This is a genomic window from Streptosporangium heterodermiicola (assembly GCF_051390675.1).
Classification (GTDB): domain Bacteria; phylum Actinomycetota; class Actinomycetes; order Streptosporangiales; family Streptosporangiaceae; genus Streptosporangium.
This window is the reverse complement of sequence record NZ_JBPJSR010000041.1, coordinates 1-13497: the sequence shown is the minus strand read 5'-3', so window position 1 is coordinate 13497 and position 13497 is coordinate 1. Positions and strand designations below refer to the sequence as shown.

At 69.4% G+C, this 13497-nt stretch carries 14 protein-coding genes; 10 read left to right on the top strand and 4 right to left on the bottom strand.

Annotated features, from left to right (window positions below; translation table 11 throughout):
• The first annotated feature begins 159 nt into the window (after positions 1 to 159).
• Entirely contained in the window at positions 160 to 1437 is a 1278-nt protein-coding gene (aroA, locus tag ACSC1Q_RS41235; protein WP_436764191.1) for a 3-phosphoshikimate 1-carboxyvinyltransferase, read from the top strand.
• A 61-nt stretch (positions 1438 to 1498) separates the two neighbouring features.
• Positions 1499 to 2557 carry a ribosome small subunit-dependent GTPase A gene (rsgA, locus tag ACSC1Q_RS41230; RefSeq protein WP_436764216.1) on the top strand — a complete coding sequence of 353 codons (1059 nt, stop codon included), beginning with the start codon at positions 1499 to 1501 and terminating at the stop codon, positions 2555 to 2557.
• 263 nt (positions 2558 to 2820) lie between these two features.
• Here the strand turns inward: rsgA and ACSC1Q_RS41225 are convergent, their stop codons facing one another.
• Positions 2821 to 3264: a DUF4442 domain-containing protein gene (locus tag ACSC1Q_RS41225; protein ID WP_436764190.1), complete on the bottom strand. Its 444-nt coding sequence runs from the start codon at positions 3262 to 3264 to the stop codon at positions 2821 to 2823.
• A gap of 139 nt (positions 3265 to 3403) precedes the next feature.
• Between ACSC1Q_RS41225 and hisN the strand changes: the two genes are divergently transcribed.
• From hisN to ACSC1Q_RS41195, 6 genes are all read left to right on the top strand, one after another.
• Complete coding sequence (hisN, locus tag ACSC1Q_RS41220) at positions 3404 to 4207, top strand: histidinol-phosphatase (RefSeq protein ID WP_436764189.1); 804 nt, start codon at positions 3404 to 3406, stop codon at positions 4205 to 4207.
• Between the two features lie 604 nt (positions 4208 to 4811).
• Entirely contained in the window at positions 4812 to 5822 is a 1011-nt protein-coding gene (locus ACSC1Q_RS41215; protein ID WP_436764188.1) for a PstS family phosphate ABC transporter substrate-binding protein, read from the top strand.
• Entirely contained in the window at positions 5822 to 6763 is a 942-nt protein-coding gene (gene pstC / locus ACSC1Q_RS41210; protein ID WP_436764187.1) for a phosphate ABC transporter permease subunit PstC, read from the top strand. Before ACSC1Q_RS41215 ends, pstC begins: the two co-directional genes overlap by 1 nt.
• Complete coding sequence (gene pstA / locus ACSC1Q_RS41205; protein ID WP_436764186.1) at positions 6763 to 7653, top strand: phosphate ABC transporter permease PstA; 891 nt, start codon at positions 6763 to 6765, stop codon at positions 7651 to 7653. The genes pstC and pstA overlap by 1 nt, the downstream gene beginning before the upstream one ends.
• A gap of 29 nt (positions 7654 to 7682) precedes the next feature.
• On the top strand, positions 7683 to 8510 hold the full coding sequence (gene pstB, locus ACSC1Q_RS41200; protein ID WP_436764185.1) for a phosphate ABC transporter ATP-binding protein PstB: 828 nt from the start codon (positions 7683 to 7685) through the stop codon (positions 8508 to 8510).
• Between the two features lie 19 nt (positions 8511 to 8529).
• Positions 8530 to 9249 (top strand): response regulator transcription factor, encoded by a 720-nt coding sequence (locus tag ACSC1Q_RS41195; RefSeq protein WP_436764184.1) that lies wholly within the window; start codon positions 8530 to 8532, stop codon positions 9247 to 9249.
• 142 nt (positions 9250 to 9391) lie between these two features.
• Here ACSC1Q_RS41195 and ACSC1Q_RS41190 read toward each other — a convergent pair whose 3' ends face one another.
• Positions 9392 to 10378 carry a serine hydrolase gene (locus ACSC1Q_RS41190; RefSeq protein ID WP_436764183.1) on the bottom strand — a complete coding sequence of 329 codons (987 nt, stop codon included), beginning with the start codon at positions 10376 to 10378 and terminating at the stop codon, positions 9392 to 9394.
• Between the two features lie 154 nt (positions 10379 to 10532).
• Positions 10533 to 11420 carry a phenylalanine 4-monooxygenase gene (locus ACSC1Q_RS41185; protein WP_436764182.1) on the bottom strand — a complete coding sequence of 296 codons (888 nt, stop codon included), beginning with the start codon at positions 11418 to 11420 and terminating at the stop codon, positions 10533 to 10535.
• A gap of 131 nt (positions 11421 to 11551) precedes the next feature.
• Between ACSC1Q_RS41185 and ACSC1Q_RS41180 the strand changes: the two genes are divergently transcribed.
• A complete protein-coding gene (locus tag ACSC1Q_RS41180; protein ID WP_436764181.1) occupies positions 11552 to 12019 on the top strand; it encodes an Lrp/AsnC family transcriptional regulator in 468 nt (155 codons plus the stop codon).
• Positions 12020 to 12260: 241 nt separating this feature from the next.
• Here ACSC1Q_RS41180 and ACSC1Q_RS41175 read toward each other — a convergent pair whose 3' ends face one another.
• Entirely contained in the window at positions 12261 to 12860 is a 600-nt protein-coding gene (locus ACSC1Q_RS41175; RefSeq protein WP_436764180.1) for a TetR/AcrR family transcriptional regulator, read from the bottom strand.
• A gap of 180 nt (positions 12861 to 13040) precedes the next feature.
• Between ACSC1Q_RS41175 and ACSC1Q_RS41170 the strand changes: the two genes are divergently transcribed.
• Positions 13041 to 13478: a nuclear transport factor 2 family protein gene (locus tag ACSC1Q_RS41170; protein ID WP_436764179.1), complete on the top strand. Its 438-nt coding sequence runs from the start codon at positions 13041 to 13043 to the stop codon at positions 13476 to 13478.
• Positions 13479 to 13497 lie beyond the last annotated feature (19 nt).

Below are 13497 nucleotides of genomic sequence, written 5' to 3'. Positions count from 1 at the left end.
ACGGTGCCGCCGGGCGTCGCGGTGACGACGCTTTTACCCGGCTCACCCGGATCCTCACCTCATCGATCACGCGAACCCGTCCATGCCCGTCTGCGCCCCTCCGTACCCGGGTATGGACGGGCACGGACGGGCGGCGCGAGCACCGGTAGGCTTTTGACCATGTCCGCTCCGCTGTGGCCCGCGCCGACCGCGACCGAACCCGTCCGCGCGACCGTCCCCCTCCCCGGGTCGAAGTCCGTGACCAACCGCGCGCTGCTGCTCGCCGCGCTCGCCGACGGACCCGGCACGGTACGCCTGGCGCTACGCAGCCGCGACGCCGACCTGATGGCGAACGCGCTGCGGGCGCTGGGCGCGACGATGGTCCCCTCCAACGAGAGCGCCTCCGGCGTCGACTGGGCGATCACGCCCGGCCCCGTCACCGGCGGGGCCCGCATCGACGTGGGGCTGGCGGGCACGGTCATGCGCTTCGTGCCGCCGATGGCGGCGCTGGCCAGGGGCGAGGTCTTCTTCGACGGCGACCCGCACGCCCGCAAGCGCCCGATGGGCCCGATCCTGCGCGCGCTGCGCGCCCTGGGCGCCGAGGTGACGGGTGACGCGCTGCCGTTCACGGTACGAGGACCGCTCACCGGCGGTGAGGTCAGGCTCGACGCGTCCGGCTCCTCGCAGTTCCTCTCCGGCCTGCTGCTGGCCGCGGCGCGCTTCGAGAAGGGCGTGACGGTACGCCACGAGGGCCCGCCGATCCCCTCGCAGCCGCACATCCGGATGACCGTCCAGATGCTCCGCGAGTTCGGCGTCGTGGTGGACGACTCCGAGCCCGACGTCTGGCGGGTCGAGCCAGGCCCCATCGGGGCGAGGGACTTCACGGTGGAGCCCGACCTGTCCAACGCGGCTCCCTTCCTGTGCGCCGCCATGGTGACCGGCGGCACGGTCACCATCCCCGACTGGCCCGCGCGGACGACCCAGCCGGGCGACCAGCTCCGTACGCTGCTGGCCGGCATGGGCGCCTCGGTGGAGCACACGCCCGAGGGGCTCGCGGTCACCGGCACCGGGCGGATCACCGGCATCGAGGCGGACCTGCGCGACGTCGCCGAGCTGACCCCGACGATCGCCGCGCTGGCCGCCCTCGCGAGCTCCCCCAGCAGGATCGGCGGCGTCGCCCACATCCGCGGGCACGAGACCGACCGGCTCGCCGCCCTGGTCGCCGAGATCAACGGCCTCGGCGGCGACGCGAACGAGACCGAGGACGGCCTGGAGATCAGGCCCCGCCCGCTCACCGGCGGGGTGTTCCACTCCTACGCCGACCACCGGATGGCCACCGCCGGAGCGGTGATCGGGCTGGCCGTGCCCGGCGTCGAGGTGGAGGACATCGCCACCACGGGTAAGACCCTTCCCGAGTTCGCCTCCATGTGGGCGGACATGCTGCGCGGCGCGCGGTGAGGGACGACCGGCCGCCCGCAGCCCCTTCCGGGGGCACACCGGGCCGGACAAGGCGGAGAAACTGAGAAAGCGCGAGTACGACGAGGACGACGTCAGGGTCAGGCCGGGGAAGGGATCCCGGCCCCGGACCCGGATTCGCCCTGCCCACGAGGACGCGATCCCCGGGTTCGTGGTCGCCGTCGACCGCGGGCGCTACACGTGCCTGGTCGAGTCGGCGGGCGAGAAGGGCCGCCGCCGCAAGAAGGACCACGCGGAGGGTGCCGCGATGAGCGGCAGGGTCGTGGTCGCCATGAAGGCGCGCGAGCTGGGCCGCAAGGGCATCGTGGTCGGCGACCGGGTCGCCCTGGTGGGCGACGTCTCCGGCATGGCCGACACGCTGGCCCGCGTCGTGCGGGTGGAGCCTCGCACCTCCATGCTCCGCCGCTCCGCGGACGACACCGACAACACCGACGGCATCGAGCGACCCGTGGTCGCCAACGCCGACCAGCTCGTCATCGTGACGGCCCTCGCCGATCCGCCGCCCCGGCCCCGCATGATCGACCGGATGCTCGTCGCGGCCTTCGACGCCGACATCGACCCGCTGCTCTGCCTCACCAAGTCCGACCTCGCCTCGCCCGACGAGCTGGTCTCGCTGTACGACCCCCTCGGGGTGCCGTACGTGGTGGTCCGGAAGGGGGGCGGCCTGGAAGAGGTGCGGGAGCTGCTGAAGGGCCGGATCAGCGTGCTCGTCGGCCATTCGGGGGTGGGCAAGTCGACGCTGGTCAACGCCCTGGTACCGGACGCCAACCGGGCTGTCTCGCACGTGAACGCGGTGACCGGCCGGGGTCGTCACACCTCCACGTCGGCCGTCGCCCTGGAGCTGCCGGAGGGCGGCTGGATCATCGACACCCCCGGGGTGCGCAGCTTCGGGCTGGCCCATGTGGAGGTGGAGACGGTCCTGGCGGGCTTCCCCGACCTGATCGAGGGCACCGTCCAGTGCCCGAAGGGCTGCAACCACCTCTCCGAGGAGTGCGCCCTGGACGCCTGGGTGGCGGCCGGACACGCCGAACCGGCCCGGCTGGCCTCCCTGCGCCGCCTGCTCGCCAGCCGCGAGGGCGCCTCCGACGACGACCAGTCGTGAGGGCGCGCCGGGGACGGGACCGCCTCCCGGCGAAGCGGATGGGCGAAATTCACCACGACGCGCCGGCACCGGCACCGACGTCGCCAGGTCACCGCCACCGTCGATAAAGCGTCAACGGTTGAACACGACGTCAGCGGTCCGTTACGGCACCGGCGGTTCGGCACGACGCCGGAGATGCCGGGGATATCGGGGATATTCGGCACCGCGTCAGCTGTTCAACGTCAGCTGTTCAACGTCAGCTGTTCAACGTCAGCCGTTCAACGTCAGCCGTTCAACCGGAAGGCCCAGGCGACGGTCATCTCGGATACAAGGGTGCCGTCGGCGGTCCTGATCTCGACGGTGACGTCGAACTCGGGGCGCTCCCCCGCGTCCAGCGTGGCCACGACCTCCTCGCGGGACGCCCGGAGGCGGGCCTCCGCGACGACCTCACCCCTCGCGAGCTTGAGGTAGCGGATCGCCGCGCTCTTGGCCAGCGGGGTGGCCCGTGACAACTGGTCGCCGAAGGTGGAGAGCATCGCGGCACCGGAGGCCGTCTCCGCGACGCTGAACAGCGCTCCGGCGTGCGGGCCTCCCACGTGGTTGTGCAGCTCGGCCCGGTCGGCCATCCGGGCGACGGCGAAGCCCGGTTCCACCTTGTCGAACGAGATGCCCAGCGTCCTGGCGAACGGGACGCTCCGCAGCATGAACTCACCCACGTCAAAGGTCATACCGGAATGCTACTCGCGAGTAACACCGATGCCAACGGATGTTTCACGTGGTATCCGAACCTGGTGGGACGCGACACGATTGCTCCGCTTACTCCCCTATCTCCGCCGTTCGGCCGTCAACGCGATACCGTTGGCCCCCGTGACGGGTTACAACGACGATCTCCGCCTCGCGCACGTCATGGCCGACGCCGCCGACGATCTGACCATGCGCAGGTTCAAGTCCATGGACCTGCGGGTGGAGACCAAACCCGACCTCACACCGGTGAGCGACGCCGACCAGGCCGCCGAGAAGGCGATCCGCGACGCGCTCGGCCGGGCCCGGCCGCGTGACGCCGTCATCGGCGAGGAGTTCGGCGCGAGCGGCCACGGCGATCGTTCGTGGATCATCGACCCGATCGACGGCACCAAGAACTACGTGCGCGGGGTGCCCGTCTGGGCCACGCTCATCGCCCTGATGGACCAGGGCCGCGTCGTCATGGGCCTGGTCTCCGCCCCCGCGCTCGGCCGCCGCTGGTGGGCCGCCCGCGACAGCGGCGCCTGGACCGGCAAGAGCCTCACCAGGGCCACACGGTGCCAGGTCTCCTCCGTCGCCAACATCGAGGACGCCTCGTTCTCCTACTCCAGCATCGGCGGCTGGGAGGAGGCCGGAAGGCTCGACGCGTTCCTCGACCTGAACCGTTCCGTCTGGCGCAGCCGCGCCTACGGCGACTTCTGGTCGCACATGCTGGTCGCCGAGGGCGCGGTCGACGTGTCGGCGGAGCCCGAGCTCTCCCCCTGGGACATCGCGGCGCTGACCGTGATCGTCGAGGAGGCGGGCGGCATCTGGACCGACCTGTCGGGTGTGCCCGACGTCGACGGCGGCAGCCTGCTGTGCAGCAACGGCCCCCTGCACGGCGAGGTCCTCAAACGCCTCGGCACCGGACCGCTCACCCTCCCCGCCTAACGCGGACCGCTCACCCTCCCCGCCCAACGCGGACCGCTCACCCTCCCCACACAGCGGCAGCGGCCCGAACCACGCGAACCGCCGCCTCTCCCAGCACAGCGACCTCACACGGACCGCCGCTCCTCCCGCACACAGCGGCCCTACGCGGGCCGCTCACCCTCCCCACGTAACGCCCCCGCCCCGCTCAGCGGCCCTCACAGGTTCGCCCCCTCTCCCGCCAGGGGGCCTCCACGCGCGGTCCCGTTCCAGGCCAGATCTCCGGCGCGCCGCGCCGGAGATCTGGCGCGCCACCCTCCGCGTTACGTTCCGCCAGATGTCGGGAAGGTGAACACATCGGCACGCCCGCGAGGACGGCGGCCGGACGCGGGAACGTTCCGCGTAAGGCTCCCGCGCCGGGCCACGCGCGGACCAGGGGTTTCCAAGGCCCTGCCCAGCGGGCCTGCCGGACCGGAAACCGGGCGCGAGATCCCGCCGGCGTTCAGGTATTCACATCCGTGGGCCTACCTCTTCCGGCCCCGGTCATGGCTCGTTTCATTTCCGTTCACTTTGCCCCACTTTTATCGAGGCATCGAGAACAGATCTCACTACGGAGAAGGAACATACCGTGACCAGTGGACAGCGCCGCCTCAGCGCGGTGGCGACGGCCGCGCTCGTCGTATCGCTCGCGGCCGCCTGTGGTGGCGACGCCAAGCCCAACGCTGACGGCAGCACCACCGCCGCCAACCCCTCCTCCTCGACCGAGGCGGGTGCCGGCGCGGCTCTGAGCGGCGAGATCAAGATCGACGGTTCCAGCACCGTGGCCCCCCTCACCCAGGCCGCCGCCGAGCTCTTCGGCGAGGAGCAGCCGCAGGTGAAGGTGCCGGTCGGCACCTCGGGCACCGGCGGCGGCTTCGAGAAGTTCTGCGCCGGCGAGACCGACATCTCGGACGCCTCCCGCGCGATCAAGGACGAGGAGAAGGCGGCCTGCGACGCCAAGGGCATCAAGTTCACCGAGCTCACGGTGGCCGTCGACGCGCTGACCGTCGTGGTCCCCAAGGAGAACGACTGGGCCACCTGCCTCACCACCGACCAGCTCAAGAAGATGTGGGAGCCGGCGGCCGAGGGCAAGGTCAAGACCTGGAAGGACGTCGACGCCAAGTTCCCGGCCGAGGAGCTCAAGCTCTACGGCCCCGGCACCGACTCCGGCACCTTCGACTACTTCACCGACGAGATCAACGGTGAGGAGGGCGCCAGCCGCAAGGACTACAGCCCGAGCGAGAACGACAACGACATCGTCACCGGTGTCGAGGGCGCCAAGGGCGGCCTGGGCTACTTCGGCTTCACCTACTTCGAGGAGAACGCCGACAAGCTGAAGGCCATCGAGATCGACTCCGGCAGCGGCTGCGTGGCCCCGAGCGTCGAGGCGGCCCAGGCCGGCAAGTACACCCCGCTCGCCCGCCCGCTGTTCATCTACCCCTCCACCTCCGCGGTGAAGCGGCCCGAGGTCGCGGCCTTCCTCGACTACTACGCGGCCAACATCAACGCGATCGCCAAGGACGCGAAGTTCATCCCGCTCAACCCCGAGCAGGAGGCCAAGCTCAAGGCTGACATCACCACGCTGAAGAGCGCCGGCTGATGTCGGCTCAGCACCGCACGACCGTTCCAGGGGCCCCGGGGTCCCTGGCGCGGTCGCGCCCGCGTTACGGCGAGTTCGCCATCAAGGCCATTCTCCTGGCCGCGGCGATGGTGTCGGTGGTGACCACGGTCGGCATCGTCATCGCGCTCCTGGAACCGACCATCGAGTTCTTCGGCACGGTGAGTCTCGGGGAGTTCTTCGGCTCCACCAGCTGGGGACCGCTGTTCAACCCGCCGTCGTTCGGCGTGTGGCCGCTCCTCGTCGCGACCCTGGAGATCACCCTGATCGCCATCGTGGTCGCCGTACCGCTCGGCCTGGCCGCGGCGATCTACCTGTCGGAGTACGCCTCCCGCAGGACCCGCAAGATCTTCAAGCCGGTGCTGGAGGTCCTCGCGGGCGTCCCCACGGTGGTCTTCGGCTTCTTCGCCCTCACCTTCGTCACCCCGCTGCTGAGGGACGTCTTCCCCTTCCTTGACCTGGACGGCAAGAACGCGCTCGCCGCGGGCCTCCTGGTCGGCGTGATGATCATCCCGATCGTCGCGTCGCTGTCGGAGGACTCGATGGCCGCGGTGCCCAACGGCCTGCGCGAGGGCTCGTACGCCCTCGGTGCCTCCAAGATGCTCACCTCGGTGCGCGTCGTCGTCCCCGCCGCGTTCTCCGGCATCGTCGCCGCCATCATCCTGGCGATCTCACGGGCCGCGGGCGAGACGATGATCGTCGCGATCGCCGGTGGCTTCAAGTCCGTCTTCACGCTCTACCCGGGCAACGAGATGGCCACGATGGCGGCCTTCATCGCCCAGGCCGGCTCCGGTGACGCCTCGGTCGGCTCGATCGCCTACAAGACCATCTTCGCGGTGGGGTCCCTGCTCTTCGTGATCACCTTCGCGATGAACTACCTCAGCGCCCGCATGGTCCAGAAGTATCGCGAGGTCTACGACTGATGGCCATCCTCTCCACCCCCCGCTCGGCCGTGCAGCTGGCCAGCCAGGGACGCCCCCTCAAGGAACACCTCTTCCGCATCGCGCTGCTGGCCAGCCTCGCGATCGCTCTCGGCTTCCTGGCGATGCTGCTGTTCTACGTCGTCGAGGAGGGCTGGCCCCGGCTCAACTCGATGCTGTGGGAGAACCAGCCCTCGATCCGCCGCCCGGAGACCTCCGGCATCCAGTCGGGCATCTTCGGCACCCTGTGGATCATCGCGCTGACCGCGATCATGGCCCTGCCCACCGGCATCCTCGCGGCGATCTACCTTGAGGAGTACGCCGACAGGACCAAGTGGTACAACAAGCTGATCGAGCTGAACATCTCCAATCTGGCGGCCGTTCCCTCGATCGTCTACGGCATCCTCGGCCTGGGCATCATCGCCCGCTGGCTGCAGTTCGGCTTCACCGTGATGACCGGCGCGGTCACCATCTCGCTGCTCGTCCTCCCCATCGTGATCATCTCCGCCCGCGAGGCCATCCGCGCGGTGCCGCCGTCGATCCGCGAGGGCTCGCTGGCGCTGGGCGCCACCCAGTGGCAGACCATCTACCGCCAGGTGCTCCCGGCGTCGATCCCGGGCATCGCGACGGGCTCGATCCTGGCCCTCTCCCGCGCGATCGGCGAGGCCGCCCCGTTCCTGATGCTGGGTGCCGCGACGCTGGTCCGGTTCAACCCCGAGGGCGTCTGGAGCAGTTTCACCGTCCTGCCGCTGCAGATCTACAGCTTCATCAGCCGCCCCCAGGAAGAGTTCGCCATCCTCGCAGCCGCGGCGATCGTGATCCTGCTGGCGATCCTGCTCCTGATGAACTCCGTCGCCATCTGGCTCCGTAACCGCTATCAGAAGCGCTGGTGAGGTAAGAAATGTCCGAGATTGGAATTTCCGTGCCGAACGTGAACGTGCGCGGCCCCGAGGTCCCCCGCACCATCGAAGCCCTCGACCCGGTCTTCACCGTCTCCAACCTCAGCGTCTTCTACGGCGACTACGAGGCGGTACGCGGGGTCAACCTGACCATCGGCAACCGCGAGATCACCGCCATGATCGGCCCGTCCGGCTGCGGCAAGAGCACCGTGCTCCGCTGCTTCAACCGGATGAACGACCTCATCCCCGGCGCCCGCGCGGCCGGCGAGATCCTGTACCACGACGAGAACCTCTACGGCGACCACGTGGACCCGATCGAGGTCCGCCGCCGGATCGGCATGGTCTTCCAGAAGCCGAACCCCTTCCCCAAGTCGATCTACGACAACATCGCCTACGGTCCCCGGGTGAACGGGGTCAAGGGCAACATGGACAAGATCGTCGAGGAGGCGCTGACCAAGGCGGCGCTCTGGGACGAGGTCAAGGACAAGCTCAAGCAGAACGCGCTCTCCCTGTCCGGCGGGCAGCAGCAGCGACTGTGCATCGCGCGGGCGATCGCGGTGAAGCCCGACGTCATCCTGATGGACGAGCCCTGCTCGGCCCTGGACCCGATCGCGACCACCAAGATCGAAGACCTGATGCAGGAGCTGACGCGCGATTACACGATCGTCATCGTCACCCACAACATGCAGCAGGCCGCCCGCGTCTCGGACCGCACGGCCTTCTTCACCGCCGAGGTCGACGACGCCGGTGTGCGGCACGGCCGCCTGGTGGAATTCGACGAGACCAGCCGCATCTTCACCAACCCCACCGACAAGCGGACCGAGGATTACATCACCGGCCGCTTCGGCTAACCCATATTGGAGGATCCGGGTGATCCAGCCGCAGACGGCACCAGAGGTGGACGGGGACACACGGACGGCGCCCATGCTGCTGGTGGCCGATCCGGAGGTGGCCATGGTCCATGACCTGGCCGCTGTCCTGGAAGGCGAAGGGGTGCAGGTCATGGGCGTCACCGACGGCGCCCAGGCCCTGCTGCAGGCCGGCGCGCTCCGCCCCGACGTCGTACTCGTCAGCGCCTCGCTGCCGGTCATAGGGGCGGTGGAGTTCGTCCGCGCGGTACGGCTGACGCGGGCGATCCCCGTCCTGCTCGGCGTGGGCGAGGGCCATGCCCAGCAGGCCGTCGAGGCGCTGACGGCCGGAGCCACCGCGTGCGTGGCCCGGCCGTACCGGGTTCCCGAGCTGCTGCCGCTGATCCACGCCGCGTTCACCGGCGAGGCCGGGGCCCGCAGGGCACTCGTGGTCGGCCCGGTGGAGCTCGACGTCAACGCGTACCAGGTGAGGGTCGGCGGCAGGGTCGTCCACCTGCCGCTGCGCGAGTTCGAGCTGCTGCACTACCTGATGCGCAACGCGCACCGCACGGTGACGCGGGAGCAGATCATGCGGCATGTCTGGAACTCCACCGACACGACTTCGACCAACACCATCGCGGTGCACGTCAAGCGTCTCCGTGCCCGCCTGGGCGACACCGACGACCAGCTGATCCAGACCGTACGAGGGGTGGGCTACCGGCTGGTCGACAGGACGGCGTGACGCGTACACGCTCCCCGCGGGTCAGTGCTCTTCTCGGGATCGTAAGGCTTCACGCCCCCACGACCACGCGGGCCGTCTTCGCGCAACCGCGTTCGCCCCTGAGGGCGTTCATACGGTTTCGCGACCCACAGCCGCGGGGCCCTCAGTCCGCGGTCGTCGCGCAGCCGCCCTCGCCCCTGAAGGCGTTCATGAGGCGCTCGGTCACGCCCTCGATCCTGGCGATGCCGGTCTCCATGCTCGGGCTGTCCTCGGTGAGGACGGCCACCGCGTAGTCGTGCCCGTGCCCGCGGATCAGCCCGGCGCTGGCGACCGCCCAGCGCCCGTTCGCCATGTGCCGCAGCCAGCCGTTCTTCAGCGACACCTGGTCGCTCCCGCACGCCCCGGCGCTGATCCCCCACTTCTGCTCGGGGGCCACCCTCTCCATCAGCCCGAGTATCTTGCGGCGTTCCAGGGGTGCCAGCGGGCTCTCACCGGTGGCCAGCGCCCTGACCAGCCGGATCTGGTCCTCGGCGGTGGTCTGCGCGATGCTCCAGCAGTACAGGTCCACGCACCGCCTGCCGGGGGTGTACGTGCGCTTGAGGCCGAACCTACGGTTCGCACTGGCCAGGCCGGGCTCCAGCCCGATCCGCTCGTACAGCCGGTCGGCCGCCCCGTTGTCGCTGAAGCGAATCATGTTCTTCGCGTCGGACCTGGCCCGCTCGCCGAGCTCGCGCCACCGCGTGCCGAGCAGCAGGGCCGTCAGGATGCTCACCTTGGAGGTGTTGGCCGACGGCAACTGCAGGGTGTGGTGGTAGTTGTAGCGCCGGCCGGTGCCCAGGTCGTACACCGAGGCGGCGGTCCGGCCGCCGTACCTCGCGAGAAACACGTCCAGGGTGTGCCCGAGCTCCTTGGAGAGGATCTTCGGGGAGCGGACGGGTGCCCGGGGTGCCCCGGCGCCGGGGAAGACAGGCGCCGGGACCGCCGGGACCGCGGCCAGGAACGGCGCGGGAGGCGGCGTACCGGACGTCGGGACGAGCGGTGCCGCCTGCCCCGCCGGGGACGATGTCGGCATGCTCACCGGCGTCAGGCCCTGACACGTACTGCATGCGGCGGCCTGCGCGGTGACCAGCAGGACGGCGGCCGCTGCCACCCGATTCCTCGCCCCCATCATCCACCCCAACCGTCTCCCCATTACGTGACGATCGGGATATATCCCGCAACACATAACAATAAGACGATGAAGCGAAATCTAGCCTGAAACAGGGCGTGCGCTATGGGACATCCCGCCGAACCGATGCCCGGTCTTAGCGAACGTCCGCGATTAGCCGGGTGATGCTCTCGTCATCGCAGGTCGCCCAGAAGTCGCCGACGACGTCTTCGAGATGCTCCAGCGACTCCGCCCGGAACAGCACATCCTGATATTTCGTGATGTCGTAATGCGTGGTACCCATGGCGGCGATGTCCAGCGGACGGATGTCCATCCCCCGGAACTCCTCGATCTCCCCGTACGAGGACAGGATTCCCGCCCCGTACGCCCGCAACTCGCCCTGGTCCGTCATCACACCGAACTCCATGGTGAACCAGAAGATCTTCGAGATGAACTCCAGCGCCTCCTTGCCCTCGACCCGCCGGGCCGCCTGCCCCGCCAGGCGGTAGAGGCGCGAGTAGCGGTCGGAGGCCAGCGCGTTGGCGTGGCCGATCACCTCGTGGATCACGTCGGGCTCCGGCGTGTACAGCGGCGTGGAGTGGTGCCGGATGTACTGCGTGGAGTGGAAGAGCCCGTCCGCCAGGACACCGTAGAAGTCCCTGAGCGGCACCAGACCAGCGGCCGGGACGTAGCGGAACCCGGTCAGCGGCTCCAGCAGCTCGCCGACCTCCTGCAGCTGCGGGATGCGCTCGGCGGGCAGCCCGAGCCGCTCGGTCGCGCGCAGATACTCGGCGGTCGCGTACTTGTGGTGTTTCAGGCCGAGCTCCCGGCTGACCAGGGCCCACACCTCGTGCTCCTGGCCGGTGTACTCGGCCGTCGGGATCGGCGTACCGGGCACGTACCCCACCGCGAGCGCGGCGATCGCGTTGCGGCGTGCGCGGTAGACCGGGTCGGCGAAACCGGGGTGACCGGCGCCGAGCTCGACCTCGATCGAGCCGTCGTCACGGGTCGCCACCGGTGCGAAGTACTGTGCTTCCTCGAACATGAATGAAATGACAGCAATATCCGGAAACGTTGGCAAGAGCAGCCAGTTCTACTGAGCGATCCGCACAGAAACGTACGGTGACACCTCGTCTATGCTGGTCGAATCGCCCAATCTGACGGGATCCTGCGGAGATGTCGATCGACGAGCTGGACGGCCGCCTCCTGGTCACCATGCGCGCCAACCCGCGCATCGGCCTGACCGAGCTGGCCCGCCTGCTCGGCGTGGCCCGGGGCACCGTGCAGGCCCGCGTCGAGAAGCTGATCGCCCGCGGCGTCATCACCGACTTCGGTCCCACCGTCACCCCCGAGGGCGCCGGATACCCGATCCTCGCCTTCGTCTCACTGCAGATCGCCCAGGGCCGCCTGGACGAGGCTGTACGGGCCCTGGAGTCCCTTCCAGAGATCCTGGAGGTGTACGGCACCAGCGGCCAGGCCGACCTGCTCTGCCGCGTGGTGGCCCGCAGCACCCCCGACCTCCAGGAGATCATCGCCCGCATCCTGGCCTCCCCCGCGGTCCAGCGGACGGACACCACGATCGCCCTCTCGATCCAGGTCCCCTACCGGATAGAACCCCTGCTCCGCGCCGCCTCCAGCGCCTGACCCCGGCCGCGACCGCGCCGTAGCGGGTTGGGCAGGTCTCATGAGCGGGTCGGCGCGGGCCCTTCGATCGGGTCTCCCCTCAACCGATCCCCTCGCGGCCGACCTCCCGGCAGAGGGACGCCACGAACAAGTCATCGCCAAGTCATCGGCCAAGTCATCGGCTAAGTCATCGGCGCCCTCAGGCATCCGAAGACCGGCCTCGGGCATCCGGAAACCCGTCTCGGGCGTCTGGAAACCGGTCTCAGGCTTTCCGGAGGCCGGCGAAGACGATCGCCAGCGTGCGGCGCTGCAGGTCGTCGTCCCAGCCCGCGTGGAGCGCCCCCTGGCAGATACCGGTGAGCAGGGCGATCACCTCGTCGAGGCGGACGTCCTCGCGGACCGTACCGGCCTCCTGGGAGCGCGTGAGAAGCGTCTCGATCCCCTCGCGCAGCATCCGCACCGAGCTCGCGACCTGGAGGTCGACTCCCGTCTCGGCCAGGAGACCGACGACGGTCCTCTTCCGTGCCGCCTGCTCGACCATGCGGGCGATGAAGGTGAACAACGCCTCCTCAGGGGTGTCGTCGGCGGCGAGCTCGGCCATCTCCCCGTCCAGCCTGCCCAGGAGGCCCTTCATGATGGCCTGCAGCAGGGCCTGCTTGGTCGGGAAGTGCTTGAAGACCGTGCCGATGGCCACCCCCGCACGAACGGCGACCTCCTCGGTCGACGCAGAGGGGCCCTTGTCGGCGAAGACGGCCTCCGCCGCGGCGAGGATGCGATCCCGGTTTCGCTGGGCGTCCGCCCGCAACGGCTTGGCACTCCCGGGATCGCCCGTCCCGCCCGACGAAGAATTCGCGGAGATCATTCCAGCCGACCTTTTCTGTTCCCGTGCGCCTATAGAACGGCCTGTGCCCGCGAAGTGCGATGTCTCCACACGCGAGAAACGGCCTCACGCAAGCTACGGCATTGACAAAGTGAGTCTTCACTCACGATTATGAAGATGAGTTCCCACTCATCTTAGTGTCCGTCACGAAGGGGATCCACCATGCCCGAATCCACCGTCACCCCCGGCCCTCGCGAGATCTTCGAACGCGTGCGCCGGCACTGGCTGGAGAACCTCGGCGGCTTCGGGAGCGAGCTGGCCGAGGACGCCGTCATCGAGACCCCCTTCGCTCCACCGGGCAGGGCCAGGAGGCATGAGGGGAAGGACGCGTTCCTGCTCTTCTCCGGCCCCGAACAGGCCGCCTTCGCCCAGCGGTTCGCCCTGGACGAGGTCCGCGACGTGGTCGTCCACGAGACCGCCGACCCCGAGGTCATCGTCGTCGAGTACGAGCTCGCCGGGAGAGTCCTCGCCACCGGCCGGCGGACTTCCTCCCCCTTCATCGGGATCCTCAGGGTGCGGGACGGGAAGATCGTCAACTGGCGGGAATACCAGAACACCCTCGCCATGATCGAGATCATGGGACAGCCGCAGCGAACCTGACAAACGCCTCCGAAAGGCT

Coding starts and splice junctions, on each gene's coding strand:
- ACSC1Q_RS41180 (WP_436764181.1), top strand. CDS start 11,552: ATGTCGATCGACGAGCTGGACGGCCGCCTCCTGGTCACCATGCGCGCC.
- pstC (WP_436764187.1), top strand. CDS start 5,822: ATGTCGGCTCAGCACCGCACGACCGTTCCAGGGGCCCCGGGGTCCCTG.
- aroA (WP_436764191.1), top strand. CDS start 160: ATGTCCGCTCCGCTGTGGCCCGCGCCGACCGCGACCGAACCCGTCCGC.
- ACSC1Q_RS41175 (WP_436764180.1), bottom strand. CDS start 12,860: ATGATCTCCGCGAATTCTTCGTCGGGCGGGACGGGCGATCCCGGGAGT.
- ACSC1Q_RS41185 (WP_436764182.1), bottom strand. CDS start 11,420: ATGTTCGAGGAAGCACAGTACTTCGCACCGGTGGCGACCCGTGACGAC.
- ACSC1Q_RS41170 (WP_436764179.1), top strand. CDS start 13,041: ATGCCCGAATCCACCGTCACCCCCGGCCCTCGCGAGATCTTCGAACGC.
- pstA (WP_436764186.1), top strand. CDS start 6,763: ATGGCCATCCTCTCCACCCCCCGCTCGGCCGTGCAGCTGGCCAGCCAG.
- ACSC1Q_RS41225 (WP_436764190.1), bottom strand. CDS start 3,264: ATGACCTTTGACGTGGGTGAGTTCATGCTGCGGAGCGTCCCGTTCGCC.